General features: G+C 60.8%; 11 protein-coding genes and 1 riboswitch. Of the genes, 2 read left to right on the forward strand and 9 right to left on the reverse strand.

Annotated features, from left to right (window positions below):
- Positions 1–19: 19 nt before the first annotated feature.
- The 5 genes from ACTJJ6_RS19150 to ACTJJ6_RS19170 form a co-directional block, all read right to left on the reverse strand.
- The gene (locus ACTJJ6_RS19150; protein ID WP_440803857.1) at positions 20–4843 is read right to left on the reverse strand and encodes a hemagglutinin repeat-containing protein; all 4824 of its coding nucleotides are present in this window, start codon (positions 4841–4843) and stop codon (positions 20–22) included.
- Positions 4844–4888: 45 nt separating this feature from the next.
- On the reverse strand, positions 4889–6568 hold the full coding sequence (locus ACTJJ6_RS19155; RefSeq protein WP_016930293.1) for a ShlB/FhaC/HecB family hemolysin secretion/activation protein: 1680 nt from the start codon (positions 6566–6568) through the stop codon (positions 4889–4891).
- Positions 6569–6953: 385 nt separating this feature from the next.
- The gene (gene panS, locus ACTJJ6_RS19160; RefSeq protein ID WP_440803854.1) at positions 6954–7871 is read right to left on the reverse strand and encodes a ketopantoate/pantoate/pantothenate transporter PanS; all 918 of its coding nucleotides are present in this window, start codon (positions 7869–7871) and stop codon (positions 6954–6956) included.
- 143 nt (positions 7872–8014) lie between these two features.
- Positions 8015–9382: a lysine-sensitive aspartokinase 3 gene (lysC, locus tag ACTJJ6_RS19165; RefSeq protein WP_028128299.1), complete on the reverse strand. Its 1368-nt coding sequence runs from the start codon at positions 9380–9382 to the stop codon at positions 8015–8017.
- Positions 9383–9489: 107 nt separating this feature from the next.
- A riboswitch (Lysine riboswitch) is annotated at positions 9490–9683 on the reverse strand.
- Positions 9684–9735: 52 nt separating this feature from the next.
- The gene (locus ACTJJ6_RS19170) at positions 9736–11544 is read right to left on the reverse strand and encodes a cation:proton antiporter (protein ID WP_028128300.1); all 1809 of its coding nucleotides are present in this window, start codon (positions 11542–11544) and stop codon (positions 9736–9738) included.
- A 229-nt stretch (positions 11545–11773) separates the two neighbouring features.
- On the opposite strand from ACTJJ6_RS19170, the gene pgi reads away from it, so the two are divergent.
- On the forward strand, positions 11774–13420 hold the full coding sequence (gene pgi, locus ACTJJ6_RS19175; RefSeq protein WP_143778446.1) for a glucose-6-phosphate isomerase: 1647 nt from the start codon (positions 11774–11776) through the stop codon (positions 13418–13420).
- A gap of 61 nt (positions 13421–13481) precedes the next feature.
- On the opposite strand, the gene ACTJJ6_RS19180 is transcribed toward pgi, so the two are convergent.
- Positions 13482–14915 carry a capsule assembly Wzi family protein gene (locus ACTJJ6_RS19180; RefSeq protein ID WP_016930288.1) on the reverse strand — a complete coding sequence of 478 codons (1434 nt, stop codon included), beginning with the start codon at positions 14913–14915 and terminating at the stop codon, positions 13482–13484.
- Positions 14916–15140: 225 nt separating this feature from the next.
- Between ACTJJ6_RS19180 and psiE the strand changes: the two genes are divergently transcribed.
- Positions 15141–15548: a phosphate-starvation-inducible protein PsiE gene (gene psiE / locus ACTJJ6_RS19185; protein WP_015379238.1), complete on the forward strand. Its 408-nt coding sequence runs from the start codon at positions 15141–15143 to the stop codon at positions 15546–15548.
- A 208-nt stretch (positions 15549–15756) separates the two neighbouring features.
- On the opposite strand, the gene malG is transcribed toward psiE, so the two are convergent.
- From malG to malE, 3 genes are read right to left on the reverse strand one after another with little or no spacing between them, the layout of a single operon-like run.
- Positions 15757–16647: a maltose ABC transporter permease MalG gene (gene malG, locus ACTJJ6_RS19190; RefSeq protein WP_004936696.1), complete on the reverse strand. Its 891-nt coding sequence runs from the start codon at positions 16645–16647 to the stop codon at positions 15757–15759.
- An 11-nt stretch (positions 16648–16658) separates the two neighbouring features.
- Positions 16659–18236 (reverse strand): maltose ABC transporter permease MalF, encoded by a 1578-nt coding sequence (gene malF, locus ACTJJ6_RS19195; RefSeq protein WP_016930287.1) that lies wholly within the window; start codon positions 18234–18236, stop codon positions 16659–16661.
- A 57-nt stretch (positions 18237–18293) separates the two neighbouring features.
- A complete protein-coding gene (gene malE / locus ACTJJ6_RS19200) occupies positions 18294–19487 on the reverse strand; it encodes a maltose/maltodextrin ABC transporter substrate-binding protein MalE (RefSeq protein ID WP_016930286.1) in 1194 nt (397 codons plus the stop codon).
- Between the last annotated feature and the right edge of the window lie 246 nt (positions 19488–19733).

The raw sequence follows: 19733 nt of genomic DNA on the forward strand, positions 1-19733 counted from the left end.
GTTGTGCAGGAAAGGCGCGTTATTTGCCGCTGAACACGCCGGCTTTGGCGTCCGCCTGCTGAGTTGAAGCATGGCCGCTGGCGAACGGCACGTTGCCGTCGACGCTTTGCTTCGCCGCGCCGCCTAACAGCCCGCCGACCGTGGCCGCCGCATCGACGCGGCCGCCGCCCTGATAGCGTTGGCCGTTGACGTCCTGCTGGCTGACCTGGCTGCCGCCCAGTTCCACCTTGCCTTGCTGGCTGCGGATCTCGCCGCCGGTCAGTTGGGTTTGGCCGCCGACCTGCAGCGCCACGCCGTTCTTGCCGGCAATCGCCGATTGCTCGCCGACCGCGTTGTTGTTCACCACGTCGGCATTGACCTTGAGGTGCCCCTGGCGACCGGCCGGACCGGTGATGCTGTCTTTCACCGCGCCGCCGACGGTGCGTGCGCCGCGATCCCACAGCGGGCCTTGCGGTTTTTCGCCGGCCGGCGTTGCCGGCAGCGTGACTTTGCCGTCGGCCTTGCTGAAGCTGACCGCGCCGGTGGTGTCCTGCTGCGGATCAAGGCGACGCGCCACGCTGTTGTACTTGTCGGTGGTGGCGTCGGCCACTTTGTTCACTCCGGCCTCCAGTTTCTCTTTCACCTTACCGGCGTAACGCGGCGTGCCGACCTTCGACAGCTTGGAGGTGATGCTGCTGCCCGGATCGTTGCTGTGGCTCAGACCGGCATCCACATCCACCTTCACACCGTTCTCAACGTCTTTGCGGCTTTCAACGCGCAGATCGCCGCCCACCTTGCCCTGGACGCTGTCGGCGTCGACGCGCGCGCCGGCGAGACGGGTGTCCTTGCCGCTGTTGAGCGCCACGTCGCCCGCGGTGATGCCGGTGTTGGCGTGGGTGGTTTTATCCTGCTGCTCCACGCCGACTTTCAGACCGGCGCCCAGCGTGTGGGTATCTTTGCCGGTGTTCGGATCGACCTTGCCGCCGGCGTCCTTGTTGAAGGTTTGGCCGCCTTTGGCGTTGGCTTTGATGCCCAGGCTCCAGTTGTCCTTATGCTGCTCGTTTTTGGCGGACTCCAGCAGGATGCCGCCGTTTTTCGCCTCGAGCGCGGCGCTGCCGCCGCTGACTTTGGCGCCCTGCAGATGCAGCGCGTCATCGCCTTTGCCGTTGGCGGACAGGGTGACCTTGCCGTCTGAGGCGATAGTGGCGCCCTGGCGCTCGGTCGCGGACTCATTGACTTTGGCGATGTCGAAGGCGCCGCCGGCGGAGAGGTTGCCGCCGGTTTTTTCCTTGCTGTCGCTGCTGCCGGCGCCCAGATCGATATTGCCGGACAGCTTGCTTTCCTTACGCGTTTGGGTCGATTCCGCCGCCTGCAGTGCGACTTTGTTGCCCGCGCGCAGGCTGACGTCGCCCTGGCTCTTGACGTCGGTGCCCTGCAGCGTCAGATCGCGGCCCGCCTTCAGCTCCACACCCTGGCCGCTGACGTTGCCGACCTGCGCCGTGCTGCTGCTGCTTTCACCGTTGTTGGTGCCGCCGCCGAAACCGGCGCCGAAGTTTTTGCTGTCGGCGGTGAAGCCACCTTTGGCGGACGCTTTGACGTTAAAGCCGCTGTGGTTCTCGCTCTGTTTGTCGCTGGCCTGATCGAAGCGGATATCGCCGCCGGCGTTGACGGCGGTTTTACCGCTGCCGCCGTTCAGCGCGGTACCCTGATAGACCGCGTCTTTTTTCACGTTGACGTTGATGCCATTGGCCGCGTCGATCGAGCCGGCCACCGCCCGGCTGGCGCTGCTGTTGCTGCGCTGGGTGCTGCCTTCGCCCTTGGCGTCCACGGTCAGATCGCTGCCGGTGGTGGTGTAGACGCGCACGCCGGCGCTGCCGCGGGTGTCGCGGCTCTGCTCGTCCTGACGGTTTGCCGCGGCTTCGCTGCGGTGGCTGTCCGCCGTCAGGTTGACCGCGCCTTTGCTCGCCTGGTACTGCGTGCCCTGATCGCGCACTTCGCCTTTGGCGTTGATGTCGATACTGCCGGCTTGCACCGAGCTGACCACCGCCTGCGAGCTGCTGCTGCGTTTTTCGCTGCTGCCGCCCTGTGCGCCGATATCCAGGCCGACGTTAGGCGCGCCGATGCCGCCGATGTCGTTGATGACGCCGGTGGCATCCAGCTTGGCCGCCTTGCCGACCGCGCGCTCGACCGGACGGGTCACGGCGCTGTAATCGACGTTGGCGCCGATGTTCACGCCGACGTCGGTTTTGGTGGTGGTGGTGCTGGCGGTGTCGGCGGCGGCAAGGTGATCGACGCCGGCGGCGTTTTCTTGATAGGCGCCGCCGACGCTGTGCTGCGCGCCTTGCTGGGTCAGCTTGTCGCGGGCGTTGATCGTCAGATTGCCTTTGACGTCGCTGCCGGACGTGATCGCCTTGCTGCTTTGCGCCTGAGTTTTGCTGTTCTCGTAGCCGGCTTCCACGCCGCTGCCGAGTTTGTCGATGCCGCCGGTGTAATAGAAACCGCCGCCGATCTTGGTTTGCTCGGTGTTTGAGGCCGTTTTGTCGTCGGCCGCCAGGAACGAAACCTTATTGCCGCTGACGCTGGCGTCGCCTTTGTCGGCGACCAATTTGGAGCCGCTGAAGGTCACGTCCTTCTCCGCCTTGAGCTTCACGCTGCCGCCGCTGAGGCTTGAGGCGCTATTCTCGGTGCGGGTGGTTTTCTCGCTGTCGCGGGTGTGCTCGATGCGCAAACCGGCGCGGTACTGCTTGTCGCCGGCTTCTTTGGCGTAGCCGTTAACGGTGAGCGCGGTCTTCTGCTCGTCGATGTTCTGCTGCCGCTCGGCGGCCTTGACGTTGATGTTGCCGGTCTTCGACTCGACGCTCAGCTCACCGCCGCTGGCGACCTGGCTGCCGATCACGTCGGCATCCTTGTGGCTGACCAGCGTCAGGTTGGTGTCGGACTTCAGCTCGCTGGCGGTGCTGCTCTGGTAGCTGTTGTCGGCCTTGTGCGAACTGCTGGTGATGTTGAAGGCGGTGCCGGTGCGCGCGTCGATTTTGTCCACGGTGGTGCTCAGCGCGTTGTCGATGCGCAGGCCGCCGTGGGTGGCGGTGACTTCGCCGCCTTTCTGACCGCGCGCCTTGCTGCCGGTAATGGTGACGCCTTGCTGACCGTTCAGGCGCAGGGTGCCGCCGCTGGTCAATTCGGAAGCGTGGCTGATCTCGCGGCGATTGCTGTTGTTCTTGTTGTCGCCGCCGCCGATGCCGCCCCAGGAGGTTTTGTCATCGCGCACCGCTTTGGCGTTGGCGGTTTTCTGCACCCCGACCTGGATCTGGTTGTCTGCATCGATCGTCAGATCGCGCTGGGCGTGAATCTTGGCTCCCTGAGTCGAGACATTGCGACCGGCTTTCAACGTCAGTTCGCCCTCGCTGCGCAGTTCGCTGGCCTTCAGGCTTTCGCTTTCGTCGCTGCTGCTCCATCTGCCGGTGCGCAGGCTGGAGGTGTGGTTGCGTTGGTAGCCGCGCTCGCTGGATTTGTCCTTCTCCACCAGCCCGGCAAGGTGTACGTCGCGCGCCGCTTTGACGCTCAGCGCGCGGTCGGCGCTGACGTTGGCGCCCAGCAGTTTCACGTCTTCCTGGGTGCTGATGAGTTTGGCGCTGCCGCTGGCGGCGACGGTGCTGCCCGCCTGCTGCAGTTGCTCGCGTTCGCGGGTAACGTCGTATTGCCAAGAGTAGAACCAGCGATCGTCGGTATGGCCTTGCGTCTGCTTCAACTGCTGGCCGTCGAGCGTCAGTTTGCCGCCCTGCAGCGTAATGTCTTCGCCGCGGATATCGGTGGCGGTGAGGTGCGCGTGATTATCCGCCACCAGGCTGATGTTCTTGCCTTTCAGTTCGGTGCGGGTCAGCTTCTGGCTGCTGCTGCGATCGTTGACGTAGATGCCGCCACGGTAATTTTGATAGTTATCGCCGCCGTTTTTGTTGCTGCTGGCGTCGTCGACGCGGCTTTCGCTGCGAATGTCGTAGGCCTTCACCTTGAGTTCATCGCCGGCGGTCAACGAGCCGGCCAGCTTCACGCCGCTGCCCTGCGCGGTGTTGATGATGTTGATGCGCCCGGCCTGCATGCTGCCGAGGTAGTAGCTGTCCAGCGCGGTCGGCATCTGTTGGCTAGCCTGCACCGTGCCGTCGCGCGCCACACGGTTAAGGCCGCTGATGGCGTTGATCGTCGCCGAGGTCACTTTACCATTCGACTGTTTGAAATCTTGCACGATCACTTCGCCGCGGCTGTCGATCTTCGGCGCGATCAGGTCCAGTACGCCGCCGGCGTTCAGGGTGCCATTGAGGCTCAGAGTGTTGCGGTTGCCGAAGGTGCTGTAACCCTGCAGCACGCCGTTTTCCACCAGCGGGTTGCCGACCACCAGTGAGGAATGGCTGGTATTGATGAACCCGCAGCCCTGACAGCTGATGCCGTTCGGGTTGGCCAGCACGTAGTCGGCCGCCATGCCGAAGATCTCTTGCTGGCCATGCAGTAGCGACGGGTTGCGGCCGATCACTTCGTTGAGGATCACGCTGGCTTCGCGTCCGCCCAGATTGGGGTTGGCGCCCAGTTGGCCGGCCAGCTGCGACAGTCCCGCCTCGCGGGAGTTGTTCAGCACCGCGCCGGGCTGGTTGACGTTGAAGTCCTGATATTGGTTGTGCGACAGCCCGTTGCCGTTCGGCGCGACGATATCGACCACCTGCGCGCCGGTGGCGGCGGTGGAGACGCCGGGGCCGTTGGCGCCGTTGGCCGCAACGATCTCTGCGGCGTAGGCGCCGGCGGAAGCGGCGAGAATAATCGCCAGCGCAGCGGCCAGTTTGCCTGCCGCCGAAAGTCTGAAGTTATTATTTTTCATCCATGTCTCTCCGTATATTGCCGTGGGGTCCTGCAAAACTGTTGATTAAAAGGTGTAAGAAAAGCGGGCCAACACCTGAACGGGATCTTCCGGCGTAGCGTGGTTGGACAAAATCCAGCCGCGGCTGACCTCCAGATCGACCAGCGCTCGCTGATAACGCAATGTGGCGCCGGTGCTTATACCGGCGCTGCTGCGCCAGCCAGAGTTGTCCTGACGCGGCAGAATGCGGCCGACGTCGGCGCCGAGGCGCGGCGTCAGCGTGGTGGCGCCCAGATTGAAACTGCGCGACAGCGTATTCTGCAGATACCAGCCGTTGTCCCCGGACTGGGTGCTGCGGCTGAAGCCGCGTACGGCGCTGCGATCGGTGAGGCTCAGCCACTCCACGCCGGGCAGCGGATCGCGGCTGTACTGGCCGTAGAACAGGTTGTTGAGCTGATAGGTGGCGTCGCCCAGCCTGAGGCGCTGGCTGAGGTTGGCGAACAGCTTGCCCTTGGTGAACTGGCTGTCGAGGTGCACCGAACTCGGGTGGCGGCCGGCCCCCAGCCACGGCATCCCCTGCTCGACGCTGAGGTTGGCGCTGAACACGCCATTGGGCAGAATTTGCAGGTGGCTGGCGCTCAGTTCGGCCAGGGTCAGCGTTGGGCTGCTGACCTCAAGGCGCACGCTTTCGAAGTAGTTATCGATGCGCTTGTAGGTCAGCTGGCCGCTCAGGCTGTCTATCTGATCGTGATCGCGATAAAACACGTAGTCGCTGCGCAGCCCGTACTGTTGGGTCTGGCCGTGCAGTTTGACCACGTTGTGCGGCAACTGCTGGTGGTTTTCATAGGACGAGAAGCTGGCGAACCCGCTGAAGGTGAACGCGCCGTACGGCAGCGAATAGAGCAGGGTATAGGCGCGATTATAGCGGTGAGCCGGATTTTCCAGCGTGCTGTTGGCGTTCAGGCTGACAAAGTCCGACAGGCCGAACGGGCTGTCCAACGTGGCGGTGGCGCGCGCCAGCCACCGGCCGGTGCTTTTTTGGCCGTAATTATCCGTGCCGGCGGTAATCAGCCAGGGCTTGGCATGCTGATTGCGCAAGCGAATAACCGAACCGCCAACCTGGCGGCCGGGCAATATATCCAGCTTGGTGGTATTCGATTGCAAACGGTTGGCCTGATCCAATCCCTGATCAAGCTCGGTTAATTTCAACGGCTTGCCTTCCAGCCCCGGAAATAATAAACGGCTGTTGACCCAGCGATCGCCGCCTTCTATTTTCTCGATAAATCCTTCGGTCACGCTTAACCCCAATTCTCCTTGTGAATTAGGGCGAACAATTTGCACGCGTGCGGTGATATAGCCTTTTTGCACATAAAGGCGCGTTAATTCACGGGTCAGGCGATTGATATCGTTGCTGCTGATGCACTGTTCCGGCAGCGCGCTCAGGGCCGATAAATCGGCCGGCGAGAGCAGGGTGACACCTTGCAGATAAACGCCGGCGATCGGCAGGCACTGCGCGGACTGCGGCAGGGCGGGCGCGGCCGGTTCCGGTTCCGCCAGCAGGCGCTGTTGCTTCAGCTGCTGGTAGCGGCGTTGCTCAATCAACTGGTTGACTTCACGCGTGCTGTCTTGCAGCGCGCGGCGCGACTCCCCCATCGACATATCCTGCATCATGTGGGAGTCCGGCAGGGTTTCAGCGGAAAGGGCCGTGCTGACCAACAGCGTCAAGGCGGTGATTTTTTTTATCATTGTAATCCATTATGAGAGGCCGCCGGGGCAGCCAGCCCAATCCATGAGGTTAACCACGGGCGGCCGACGGCCGGCCCGAAATAATGAGCGACATGCACATTGCGAGATATCTTGATTTGCCGCAGCAAATAAGACGGTGGGTATATATCTAAATAATAATTAGGCTGCTTCTTTTATGGCGGGCAACCCTGGTGACTTAATTAATTAAAAAAAGTGGAGCGCCTCTTCCTCTTGCCAACATTATCGGCATGGATAGGAAGAATCTGAATTTTTATTTTTCACGGATGATAGGGGATGAGAGGAATTATGACAATCCGACCAGTGGGAAATACGAAATTTCGCAGGAAAGAAAAGGGACGCAATTGTTTGCGTCCCTGCAGGCGGTTTATTTCTTCTTGATAGGGCGGCCGGACCAATAACCCGCCAGCAGCGAACCGGAGAGGTTGTGCCAGACCGAGAACAGCGCGCCTGGCAGCGCGGCCAGCGGTGAGAAGTAAATTTTACCCAGCGTGGCCGCCAACCCGGAGTTCTGCATGCCCACTTCGATCGCCAGCGTGCGGCAGGTGGACTCGTCGAAGCCGAACAATTTGCCGCCCCAATAGCCGCTCAGCAGACCGATGCCGTTGTGCAGGATCACCGCGACGATCACCACCAGACCGATCGAAGCGATATGGCTTTGGCTGCCCGCCACCACCGCGCTGATGATCGCCAGAATGCACACCATCGACAACGCCGGCAACAGTGGCTCGATGCGTTTCACCACCTTGGTCAGGGTATGGTGGACGATCAGGCCCAGGCCGATCGGGATCACCACAATCTGCAGAATGCTCAACAGCATGCCCATGATATCGACGCTGATCTCGGCGTCGACGTACAGACGGGTCAGCAGCGGCGTGGCGAACACCCCCACCAGCGTCGAGACCGCCGAGATGGTCACCGACAGCGCCACGTCACCCTTGGCCAGATAGATCATCACGTTGGAGGCGGTGCCGCTGGCCACGCTGCCCACCAGCACCATGCCGGCGGACAGATCCGGCGGCATGCGGAACAGCATCGCCAGGATCCAGGCCGCCAGCGGCATGATCAGATAATGCAGGAAGATGCCTGCCGCCACCGGGCCGGGGCGCGCCAGCACGCGTTTGAAGTCGTCGAGCCGCAGCGTAACGCCCATGGCGAACATGATCAGCATCAGCAGCGGGCTGACGTAGGGGCCGATACCGGTAAAGGTGGTCGGCGTGTAATAAGCGGCGACGGACAGCAGTATCGCCCAGAGGGGGAATAAGCGCGTGAGCAGTGCCAGCATGCAGGTTTTCCTTAGCCAGATTGAGAACGGCGGGTGTGGTTGTGTTTTTATTGCGGGCTCAACATGCTGAACCCCTGCAGGTTTTGAACGGATTTTTTAGACGCAGGGGCGCAGCATGCTGCGCCCGCAATCAGGATAATGACTTATTCGAACAGGTTGTGATGCAGGGTACGCACCACCTGCTCGGCTTCTTCGCCCGGCACCAGGAAGCACAGGTTATAGCTGCTGGCGCCGTAGCAGATCAGGCGGATATTGAACGGATCGAGCACGCCAAACACCTCTTTGCCCACGCCGCAGGCGCGTGACAGCTGGTTGCCGATGATCGCCACCAGCGCCAGGTTTTCTTCCACTTCCACCCGGCACAGCGACGACAGTTCAGTCAGCAGTGAGGTGGTCAGCAAGCTGCCGCCGACGGAGGTGGCGCCAGTGGTGTCCATAGTCAGCGCGATGCTGACTTCCGAAGTGGTGATCAGATCGACGGAGACATTATGGCGCGCCAGGATGTTGAATACCTCGGCCAGGAAACCGCGCGCGTGCAGCATGTTCAGGCTGTGCAGCGTCAGCAGCGTTTGCTTGCGGCGCAGCGCCAGCGCGCGGAACAGCGGCGGGTTCTCGGTGGTGTTGCACACCAGCGTGCCGCCGGCCGCCGGATCCTTGCTGGAGCCGACGAACACCGGAATATCGCTGCGCACCGCCGGCAACAGGGTGGCCGGATGCAGCACTTTAGCGCCGAAGGTGGCCATTTCCGCCGCCTCTTCGAAACCGATTTTGTCGATGCGCTTGGCCGCCGGCACCACGCGCGGATCGGTGGTGTAGATGCCCGGCACGTCGGTCCAGATATCCACCCGGCCGACGCCGAGCGCCTCGCCGAGCAGCGCGGCGGTATAGTCGCTGCCGCCGCGGCCGAGCGTGGTAGTGCGGCCTTTTGGCTCGCTGCCGATAAAGCCCTGGGTGACCACCAGCGCTTCCTGCAGGCGCGGCTGCAACTGCGACCGGGCCAGTTCGCTGAGCGCGGCGCTGTCCGGCACGGCGCGGCCGAAGTGATCGTCGGTGCGCATTACTTTGCGCACGTCGAACCATTCGGCCTGCACGTTGCGGGCGCGCAGGATTTCAACGAACAGCAGGGTGGACATCAGCTCCCCATGGCTGACCAGTTCGTCGGTCAACGCCGTCGAGGTGGCCAGCGACGCGGCCTCCGACAGCATGGCGATGTTTTCCAGCAGGCGGTCTATCTCGTCGCGGATCACCGCAGGCGCCGCGAGGCGATCGAGGATGGCGTACTGGATGCGACGAATTTCATCAAGCTGGTAGTTGCGTTTGTCGGCCTCGCAACCTTCGGCCAGGGCGACCAACAGGTTGGTGACGCCCGCCGAGGCGGACAACACCACCAGGCGGACCTGCGGATTGGCCAGCACGACGTCGGCGCTGCGGTTCATGGCTTCAAAGTCGGCGACGCTGGTGCCGCCGAACTTGGCTACCACGGTGGAATTCTGGGGTGCTGCTTGGTTCATCTAGAAACCTCGTGTCAGGGATGCCCGTTTGGGGCACTGTAATTCCATAGCCTTGGCACAAGGGGAGAGCGGTAAACAGGGGGCAGGCGTAGAGGTCAGGCTACGATACACCCAGAAGCGCCCCACCTTGTCGATCGCCCTGTGGCGATCCCCTGGTGACAACCCAGGGGATTCAGCCCCTGTAGTCGATACGATAATGGCCGGCCATTATCGTACCTCGGCGTCGCTCCCCCTCGGGTGCCGTCAACGGAGAAACGGCTCCTCTGACACTCTACCTGGGCGACGCGCCTCTTCTGGCTTGCGCACCGGGTGCGCAAGTAGGCTGTTAGGAATAGCCGGTTATCGCCATTCTGTCAACGTACAGACGGTGAGGGATTTTCATCTTGCACCAGCGCGATAAGCGTACAGGGCATCGCGGGCGTGGAACCGGCGCCAATCGGTTGCAGAGAACCGTCTTCCTTTTGGCTGAATAGCGGAATAACGCCCTGATGTTTCTCCAAATACTCCAGCCAACCGAAATTTTCGTTCAATTTGGTCGCTTTGATGGTGGCCCCTCTGGCGAGCAGGCTGCTCAGGCGGCCGTAGGTGGCTTCCTGATTAAATAAAATTTCATGCCGGCGGAAACGCGAACTTTCCGCGCTGGCGCCGCGCCCTTTCAACGGTGCCCCCGAACGAATGGCGAACACGTGATCCTCGCCGAAGAGGTGGCCGAAGTGATAGACGGCCAGCGCGTTTTGGTGACGATTGGGCGACAGCGCCAGCACCTGGGCGATATTGCTCAGATCGAGATAGTTCTCGGCGTGTTCGGAGTAGGCGTGGCCATAGTAGGCCGGAATGCCGTCCATGCGCGCCTGACGGTAGTATTCCCAGCTGCTGTCGGTGACGATCACCGGCACGTTCAGCTTGATCAGCGCCTGCGCCAGCATGCGCGCCACGCTGTTGGCGCCGACGATCAGCACGCCGCGCGGTTTCTGCTGCTGCACCCGCAGCCAGCGCGCCATCATGCCGCTGGTCAGGCTTTGCAACACCACGGTGCCGATGATGATGGCGAACACCACGGTCACCAGCCGGTCGGCGCCCTGATAGCCGCTGCGCTGCAGCGTCAACGCGAACAGCGAGCTGACCGCCGCGGCGACGATGCCGCGCGGGGCGATCCAGCACAGCAGCAGCCGATCGCGCCAGTGCAGGGAAGAGCGCCAGGTCGACACCGCGATGCACAGCGGCCGGGCGATGAACTGCACCGCCAGCAGCAGCAGGAGCAGCGGCCAGCCCATGTGCCACAGCGCCTGGATGTCGAGCCGCGCCGCCAGAATGATGAACAGCGCCGAGATCAGGATCGCCGACAGCTCCTCTTTGAACGCCAGAATATCGCTGGTGTCCACGTCGCGCATGTTGGCCAGCCAGATGCCCATCACCGTGACGGTCAGCAGGCCGGATTCGTCGGCGATGGCGTTGGAAACGCCGAAGGCGGTCAGCATGATCGCCAGCACCGCCAAGTTCTGCAGATAGCGCGGCAGCCAGACGCGGCGCAGCGCCAGGCCGAGCAGGTAGCCGAACAGCGCGCCGGCGATCAGGCCGACGGCGGCGGTCACGCCCAGCGTCCAAAACAGGTGGGTATAGGACTCCGCATTCTGCTTCAGCACGATAAACTCGAACACCAGCAGGGTGAAGATGGCGCCGACCGGATCGATGACGATCCCTTCCCAACGCAACACCTGGTTAATGTTGGCGTTCGGCCGCACCACGCGCATCAGCGGGGCGATCACCGTCGGCCCGGTCACTACCGTCACCGCGCCGATCAGCGCCGCCAGCTCCGGCGGGAAATCCAGCAGCCACCAGCTGGCGAGGCTGATGACCAGAAAGGTAACCAGCATGCCGACGGTGACCAGGTTGCGCACCACGCCGCCGAGGCCGCGTATCTCCTCGAAGCGCAGCGTCAGCGCCCCCTCGAACAGGATGATCGCCACCGACAGCGACACCAGCGGAAACAGCAGATCGCCGAACAGCAGATCCGGCTGCACCAGATGCACCGTCGGGCCGAGCACGATGCCGAACAGCAGCAGCGGCAAAATGGCCGGCAGGCGCAGCAACCAGGCCAGCCACTGCGCCAGCAGCGACGCCAGACCGATAAGCACCAACATGAGCGGGGCGGATAATTCCATAAGCGAGATCCCTTTCAAATGACGAAATAAGCGACGATGACACAGCCTGATGACAATTCGGCAACCCCGATAACAGGCCGTTAGCCAAAAGTATAGAGTGAAAGCTGAAACGAGGCGGCAATGCGTTGACAGTTAGCGCCTATCGCAAGAAAAGAGATCATAATCACAGTCGAACAGGCTACAATCGGACAAACGCGTCATTTTTATTCTCAAGCCTAAGAGTGTTGCTATGAAAAATATCAATCCTAGTCAAACCGCTGCTTGGCAAGCCCTGCAGCAACATTATGCACAGATGAAAGACGTACGGATCGCCGACCTGTTCGCCCAGGACAGCGATCGTTTCTCCAGGTTCTCCGCGACCTTCAACGACCAAATGTTGGTGGACTATTCCAAGAACCGCATCACGCAGGAAACCCTGGAGAAGCTGCAGGCGCTGGCGAAAGAAACCGATCTGCAAGGCGCCATCAAATCGATGTTCGCCGGTGAGAAAATCAACCGCACTGAAGATCGCGCGGTGCTGCATATTGCCCTGCGCAACCGCAGCAACAGCCCGATCCTGGTCGACGGCAAAGACGTGATGCCGGAAGTGAACGCGGTATTGGCCAAGATCAAACAGTTCTGCGCGCGCGTCATCGGCGGCGAGTGGAAAGGCTACACCGGCAAGCCGATCACCGATGTGGTGAACATCGGCATCGGCGGTTCGGATCTCGGCCCTTACATGGTGACCGAAGCGCTGCGCCCTTATAAAAACCACCTGAACATGCACTTCGTCTCCAACGTCGACGGCACCCACATCGCCGAAACGCTGCAGCCGCTGAATCCGGAAACCACGCTGTTCCTGGTGGCCTCCAAAACCTTCACCACTCAGGAAACCATGACCAACGCCCACAGCGCGCGCGACTGGTTCCTGAGCAGCGCCGCCGATCAACAGCACGTGGCCAAGCACTTCGCCGCGCTGTCCACCAACGGCAAAGCGGTGGCTGAGTTCGGCATCGATACCGACAACATGTTCGAATTCTGGGACTGGGTCGGCGGGCGCTACTCCCTGTGGTCGGCGATCGGTTTGTCGATTGCGCTGTCCATCGGTTATGACAACTTCGAGCAGCTGCTGAGCGGCGCGCACGCCATGGACAAGCACTTCGCCGAAACGTCGGCGGAGAAAAACCTGCCGGTGTTGCTGGCGCTGATCGGTATTTGGTACAACAACTTCTTTGGCGCCGAAACCGAAGCCATTCTGCCGTACGATCAGTACATGCACCGTTTTGCCGCTTACTTCCAGCAGGGCAACATGGAATCCAACGGCAAGTACGTCGATCGCAACGGCAACCCGGTGGATTACCAGACCGGTCCCATCATTTGGGGCGAGCCGGGCACCAACGGCCAGCATGCGTTCTATCAGTTGATCCACCAGGGCACCAAGCTGGTGCCGTGCGATTTCATCGCGCCGGCCATCAGCCATAACCCGCTGGGCGATCATCACGCCAAACTGCTGTCCAACTTCTTCGCTCAGACCGAAGCGCTGGCGTTCGGCAAGTCGCTGGAAGTGGTGGAAGCCGAGTTCGCGGCGCAGGGCAAAACTCCTGAGCAGGTCAAGCACGTGGCGCCGTTCAAGGTGTTTGAAGGCAACCGGCCGACCAACTCGATCCTGCTGCGCGAAATCACCCCGTTCAGCCTGGGCAGCCTGATCGCGCTGTATGAGCACAAGATCTTCACCCAGGGCGCGATCCTGAACATCTTCACCTTCGATCAGTGGGGCGTGGAGCTGGGCAAACAGCTGGCTAACCGCATCCTGCCGGAGCTGGCGGGCAGTGAGAAAATCAGCAGCCACGACAGCTCGACCAATGCGCTGATCAACCGCTTCAAGGAATGGCGCTAAGCGCCTGAGCTGAAGCCAATAAAAAACCCGCCGCGGCGGGTTTTTTTACGTCTGCAAAAAATTACAGGTTGATCGGCACTTCGAAGCTGATGCCTGCACCCACGTCATCGGCGGTGCTGTGATCGCTGTCGGTGTACCACAGGCTGGTATCGAACTTAACCTGAGAATCGAAGCTGTAACCCCAGCCGAGCTGAATGCCTTTCAGCGTATCGGAACGCGGGAACGCCCGGTTGATGGTTTGGTTGTTCGGGTTCACCTTGGCGTACACCAGACGGGTGCTCCAACGTTGGCCATCGTCCAGCACCATTTCCACGCGCCCGGACAGCATCTGGCCGTCGCCGCCCATCGCGTGGCCCAGCGGATAACCTTGCTGGTAGTAACCGCCCCGATAGATGTAGTGGTTGTACATCACGTTGTTGGCGTTGCCGTTAGAGCGGGTATCAGAACCTTCGATATGCCAGTTGATCGTGGTCGGGCCCCATTCCGGATGGCCTTCAAGCCCCAGCATGTAAGCGTTATGCGAAGGCAACATGCCTGCTTCATCTTCACCGGTGATCTGGCCATAAAAGCTGACCGGCATGCCGATGAGCGGCTGCAGCTTGAGTTTGAAGTCAAAACCGCCCAACTGGTTGCCCGGATCGTTTTTCGGATCGCCGGTGTTATCGTTGCCGGTTACGCCATCCCAGAAGGAACTCCAGGAGTGCGGACGGCCATCACCACCCCACATCATGACGCGTGAAGCGCCCAGCTCCAGAAAGTCGGTCGGCATCATGGTCAGGCGGCCACCGATCAGCTTGGTGTCCGGTACGGCTGCGTATTGCGACAGCTGGCCGGCGGACAGCTGGTATTGCCAGCGGCCGATCCACGACAGCCACGGGGTTTCAAACGGCGATTGGTCGGCGCGCTGCAGCATAAAGCCGGCCACCGGGCGCGCGGCGTCGGAGCGGATCAGACTGCCGTCGTAACCCGGGCCCCACCACTGGGAAACCTCGCCGAAGGAGAGCCATTGGTTCCAGATTTTCACTGCGCCGTAGGAGCCGTTCATGTTGAATTTGGAACCGTCGCTGACGCGCTGATCGCCTTCCACCGAGCCCTGCAGACGCACGTCCCAGAACTCGCCGTTGGCGCCGGCGCCGATGGTCAGGCGATCGTCGGCGTACTCGTTTTGGCCGAAGCCCTGCGGGGTGCCGGGTTTATCGGTCGACGCGTAACCGCTGACGCGGATGTTGGCTTTCAGAGCATCGACACGGCGCTGCACGCGGTCGATGACGTTTTTCTCGGTGTTGGTCACCGGCTTGGCCTGCGCGATAACGGAACTGATCTCTTCCTGACTCAGCGGCCAGGTGGACAGGCTGACGTTGATGACGCCGCGGTCAGACAACCAGGCGAGATCGTTACGCAGATCGTTGTCAGGGGCTACCAGGCCGGCGGCGTGGCCGGACAATGCACAGGTAAACAGGCCCGCAGCGACCAGTCCGTTAAGTTTAGCGCGCATAAAGAATTCCCTTGTTAATTCGAGGTTATTGGTTTTATGTAAAGATCTCTGTGACCCATGATAGTTGACATTTCGATTTGCTACAAATCTATAAGGCAGAAACATCTTATTATAACGTGATGAATTAAATGGGGTTTAAAGTGCTTTCACCTGGGACGGAATTTTTAGGACAATGCCTATATTGGCAGGGTTGAATCATATAAGCGGTATTCAGAGAGAGGTTTTATGGCAAAAACGTCGCGTTCGATCATGATAGCGAAGGGGCTGCAGCGAGTGCTGAACGTGGGCTTGTTGCTGCTGGCGGCAATTCTGGTGGTGTTTCTGGTCAAGGAAACCATCCATCTGGCGAAGGTGTTATTTATCAACAGCGAAGAGTCGTCTTCTTACCTGTTGATTGAAGGCATCGTGATTTATTTCCTGTACTTTGAATTTATCGCCTTGATCGTCAAGTATTTTGAGTCGGGTTATCATTTTCCGCTGCGCTATTTTATTTACATTGGCATTACCGCGATTATTCGTTTGATTATCGTGGACCACAAAAACCCCATCGATACCCTGATCTACGCCGCGGCGATATTGGTGCTGGTGGTGACGCTCTATCTGGCCAATACCGATCGGCTGAAACGGGAGTAGCGATAAAAATGGCGGCCAAAGGCCGCCAAAGACACAGGATATAATTACCCGTCGTCTTTCAAGCGACAGCGTTGTTGACTGCACTCGCTAACCCCAGTTACTTACTGAAGTAAGCGCCTGGGCTTAGCGAGCTGGTCGCCTCGCTGTAACTTGAAATCCATAGGGTAAAAGATAAGGAAAAACATCAAACGCACTGCAGTGGCACAAATTACCCCTTCACGCCGCCGGCCGTCAGGCCGCCCACCAGCCAGCGCTGCGCCAGCAGGAACACGGCGGTAATCGGTATCGCCGACAGCACCGCGGCGGCGGCGAAGTCGCCCCACAGGTAGTTCTGCGGGTTGAGATATTGCTGCATCCCCACCGCCAGCGTGTAGCTGTTCACATCGCGCAGCAGCAGCGACGCCACCGGCACTTCGGTGATGGCGGCGATAAATGACAGAATGAATACCACCGCCAGAATCGGCACCGACAGCGGCAACAGCACCAGACGGAATGCCTGCCACGGCGTGGCGCCATCCAGCGCCGCCGCTTCTTCCAGCGAATTGTCGATAGTTTCGAAATAGCCCTTGATGGTCCAGACGTGCAGCGCGATGCCGCCCATGTAGGCGAAAATCACGCCGCCGTGGGTGTTCAGGCCGATAAACGGAATGTACTGGCCCAGGCGATCGAACAGGGCGTACAGCGCCACCAGCGACAGCACCGCCGGGAACATCTGGAAGATCAGCATGCTTTTCAGCAACGTGCTCTTGCCGCGAAAACGCATGCGTGCGAAGGCGTAGGCGCAGGTGGTGGACAGCGTCACGATGCCGATGGCGGTGATCGCCGCGATCTTGATGGAGTTCCACAGCCACAGCAGCACCGGGAACGGCGGCGGCGTCACGCTGCCGTCGGCGTGGGTGACGCTGAAGCCAAGCGCCAGCCGCCAGTGATCCCAAGAGAGGGTTTCCGGTATCAGGCTGCCGGTGGCGAAGTTGCCGGAGCGCAGCGAGATGGCGACCACCATCAGCAGCGGAAACATGATCAGGGCGATAAAGCACAGCATCAAGATATGGGTGATCCACAGGCGCAGGCGCTGGGATTTGGGTTGAACCATGGCCATCGTTATTCTCCCTAATCAAAGTTCATCTTGCTGGCTTTCAAATTCAGGATCGCCAGCGCGCCCACCAGCAGGAAGATCAGCGTGGCGATGGCGGCCGCCAGGCCGAAGTCTTGCCCGCCGCCGCCTTCGAAGGCGATGCGGTAGGTGTAGCTGACCAGCAGATCGGTATAGCCGGCCGGCGTAGTGGTGCCGATCATGTCCGGGCCGCCGTTGGTCAGCAGCTGGATCAGCACGAAGTTGTTAAAGTTGAAGGCGAAGCTGGCGATCATCAGCGGCGTCAGCGGCTTGATCAGCAGCGGTAAGGTGATGCGGAAGAAGTTTTGCCACGGGTTGGCGCCGTCCATCGCCGAGGCCTCGTACAGATCGTCCGGGATCGCTTTCAGCAGCCCCATGCACAGGATCATCATGTACGGGTAGCCGAGCCAGGTGTTGACGATCAGGATCATGCTCTTGGCGGTGAGCGGATCGCTGAACCAGGCGGGTTTGATGCCGAACAGATGGCTGAGCATCATGTTGATTTCGCCGAAGCTCTGGTTGAACAACCCTTTGAAGATCAGGATCGAGATGAACGACGGCACCGCATAGGGCAGGATCAGCAGCACGCGGTAGATCGCCTTGCCTTTCAGCGCCTCCCACTGCACCACGCAGGCCAGCACCATGCCGACCGCCACGGTGAGGATCACCGTCATCACCGAGAACACGATGGTCCAGATGAAGATCGATACGAACGGTTTCTTGATGCCCTCGTCCTGCAGCACCCGCAGGAAGTTTTTCCAGCCGGTGGTGACGGTATAGCCCGGGCTCAGGGTTTCCTGCGCCCAGCCGCCGTCGGCGTTGATCGCCTGATAGAAGCCGATGTCGCCGTTCGGCCGGTAGCGCACCTGGGTCTGGTTATTGGTCAGCGTACTGCCGTCTTTGTCCAGCGCATACAGCGGACGGGTGCCGGAGAACTGGCGCAGTGAACTCATGCGCAATTCACCGCCGTCGGGCAGTTGCGCCACCAGCTGGCTCAGCGCCTGCCGGTTCTGGGTGATCACCCGCAGCGTGGCGCGCTCGCCCTGCGGCGCGGCGCTCTGTGTGGTCAATGTCAGGGTTTGCGGCGCCGCGGCGTCGAGGCGGAAAGGCTCGGAGAGCAGCGGCTGTTCACTGTCCGGTGGCGTCAGCTGCAGGCGCCACTGCTGATTTTCCGCCGGGTAGAGGCCGAAGGTGAAGGTTTTGCCACTCTGGAACTGGCGTTGCATCAGCACCGATTGCGCGCGCTCAAAGGTCAGCTGGTTGGTGCTGCTGTAGTTGGTAAAGGCGATGGCGATGGTGCAGATCAGCGGGAACAGGACGAACAGCCCCATGCCGGCGATGCCGGGATACACATAGCGCCAGGCGTAGGCGCGGCGGTTGGCGAAGACGTAAAGCCCGGCGCTGACCAGGATCAGCGTCAGGATGGCGAACAGGTATTCACCCTGTGCATACATCAACACAATCAGGTAGCAGGTCACCAGGCTGAACAGGCCGACCACCAGCCATTTCAGTGCGTCGCTTTGCCACCACTTCGATTTTTTACGCGCGGGCGTCCCGGCGTGAGCGAATTGCATAGGGCGTTCCTTTCTGTGAAGCAACGGCGGAGCGCCACGGCGCCCCGCACGACGTCGTTACTTGGTGATACGGGTCTGTACGTCGTCCAGCGCGGCTTTCACCGTCTGACGGCCGCTGACGGCGTTGATCACCGCGCTGCGTTCGGCGTACCAGAAGGCGCTCATCTGCGGGATGTTCGGCATGATTTCCCCGTTTTGCGAGTTCTGCATGGTGGCGGCGATCTTCGGATCTTTGGCCAGCGCTTCCTGATAGGACTTCAGCGCCACCGCGCCCAGCGGTTTGTCTTTGTTGACGTCCGCCAGCCCTTCGTTGGTCAGCAGGTAGTTCTCGAGGAACTCGGTCGCCAGCTCTTTATTCGGGCTGGCGGCGTTGATGCCGGCGGTCAGCACGCCGACGAACGGTTTGGACGGCTTGCCTTTGAAGGTCGGCAGCAGCGTCACGCCGTAGTTGATTTTGCTCTGCTCGATGTTGTTCCAGGCCCACGGCCCGTTGATGGTCATCGCGGTCTGGCCTTTGTTGAACGCGGCTTCGGCGATCGAGTAGTCGGTATCGGCGTTGATGTGTTTGTTTTTCACCAGATCGACGATGAACTGCAGGCCGGCCTGCGAACCGGCGTTGGCGACGCCGACATCCTTGATGTTGTATTTGCCGTTTTCATACTTGAAGGCATAACCGCCGTCGGCGGCGATGATAGGCCAGGTGAAGTAGGGTTCCTGCAGGTTCCACATGATGGCGCTCTTGCCGCCGGCGCGCAGCTGTTTGTCCAGCGCCGGGATCTCTTCCCAGGTCTTCGGCGGCTGTTTGACCAGGTCCTTGTTGTAAATCAGCGACAGCGCTTCGACGGCGATCGGATAGCCGATCAGCTTGCCGTCATAACGCACGGCGTCCCAGGTGAACGGGAACAGCTTGTCCTGGAAGGCTTTGGACGGGTGGATTTCGGCCAGCAGGCCGGACTGCGCATAGCCGCCGAAGCGGTCGTGGGCCCAGAAAATGATGTCAGGACCGTCGCCGGTGGCGGCCACCTGAGGGTATTTTTCTTCCAGCTTGTCCGGGTGCTCGACGGTGACCTTGATGCCGGTGTCTTTTTCGAATTTCTTGCCGACTTCCGCCAGGCCGTTATAGCCCTTGTCGCCGTTGATCCAGATAACCAGTTTGCCTTCCTCAATCTTGGCGAAGGCGGAAGAAGAGAGCACCAGGGTGGCCAGTGCCGAGAGCGCCAGCGTGCGGGCGAGGGTAATGCTGCGAGTCATAATCCAGTCCTTCTTTTTGTGGGCACATAAATCAAGGAGAGACGTTTCGCGGTAATAGTGGGTCACAACGCGACATATTCTCATCCTCCCCCCCTCTACGCCCCTGAGATGAGGAGTGTGATCCAGTTAACGTTGTGCTCTATTCTGTGGCGTCAGGCACAAAATAGGGGGGCGATTTTTGCCAGCCGGATCACAGATTTGCCTCAAGCGCGGAACTTCTCATCGCCGCGGTCGTTCTCTCATCCT

Origin of the sequence: Serratia sp. 22278 (assembly GCF_052045405.1) — a bacterium.
Lineage (GTDB): Bacteria > Pseudomonadota > Gammaproteobacteria > Enterobacterales > Enterobacteriaceae > Serratia > Serratia marcescens.

What these genes read in the sequence shown, in the direction of transcription:
- ACTJJ6_RS19150 (WP_440803857.1), bottom strand. Translation starts at nt 4,843, where the DNA reads ATGAAAAATAATAACTTCAGACTTTCGGCGGCAGGCAAACTGGCCGCT.
- ACTJJ6_RS19155 (WP_016930293.1), bottom strand. Translation starts at nt 6,568, where the DNA reads ATGATAAAAAAAATCACCGCCTTGACGCTGTTGGTCAGCACGGCCCTT.
- panS (WP_440803854.1), bottom strand. Translation starts at nt 7,871, where the DNA reads ATGCTGGCACTGCTCACGCGCTTATTCCCCCTCTGGGCGATACTGCTG.
- lysC (WP_028128299.1), bottom strand. Translation starts at nt 9,382, where the DNA reads ATGAACCAAGCAGCACCCCAGAATTCCACCGTGGTAGCCAAGTTCGGC.
- ACTJJ6_RS19170 (WP_028128300.1), bottom strand. Translation starts at nt 11,544, where the DNA reads ATGGAATTATCCGCCCCGCTCATGTTGGTGCTTATCGGTCTGGCGTCG.
- pgi (WP_143778446.1), top strand. Translation starts at nt 11,774, where the DNA reads ATGAAAAATATCAATCCTAGTCAAACCGCTGCTTGGCAAGCCCTGCAG.
- ACTJJ6_RS19180 (WP_016930288.1), bottom strand. Translation starts at nt 14,915, where the DNA reads ATGCGCGCTAAACTTAACGGACTGGTCGCTGCGGGCCTGTTTACCTGT.
- psiE (WP_015379238.1), top strand. Translation starts at nt 15,141, where the DNA reads ATGGCAAAAACGTCGCGTTCGATCATGATAGCGAAGGGGCTGCAGCGA.
- malG (WP_004936696.1), bottom strand. Translation starts at nt 16,647, where the DNA reads ATGGCCATGGTTCAACCCAAATCCCAGCGCCTGCGCCTGTGGATCACC.
- malF (WP_016930287.1), bottom strand. Translation starts at nt 18,236, where the DNA reads ATGCAATTCGCTCACGCCGGGACGCCCGCGCGTAAAAAATCGAAGTGG.
- malE (WP_016930286.1), bottom strand. Translation starts at nt 19,487, where the DNA reads ATGACTCGCAGCATTACCCTCGCCCGCACGCTGGCGCTCTCGGCACTG.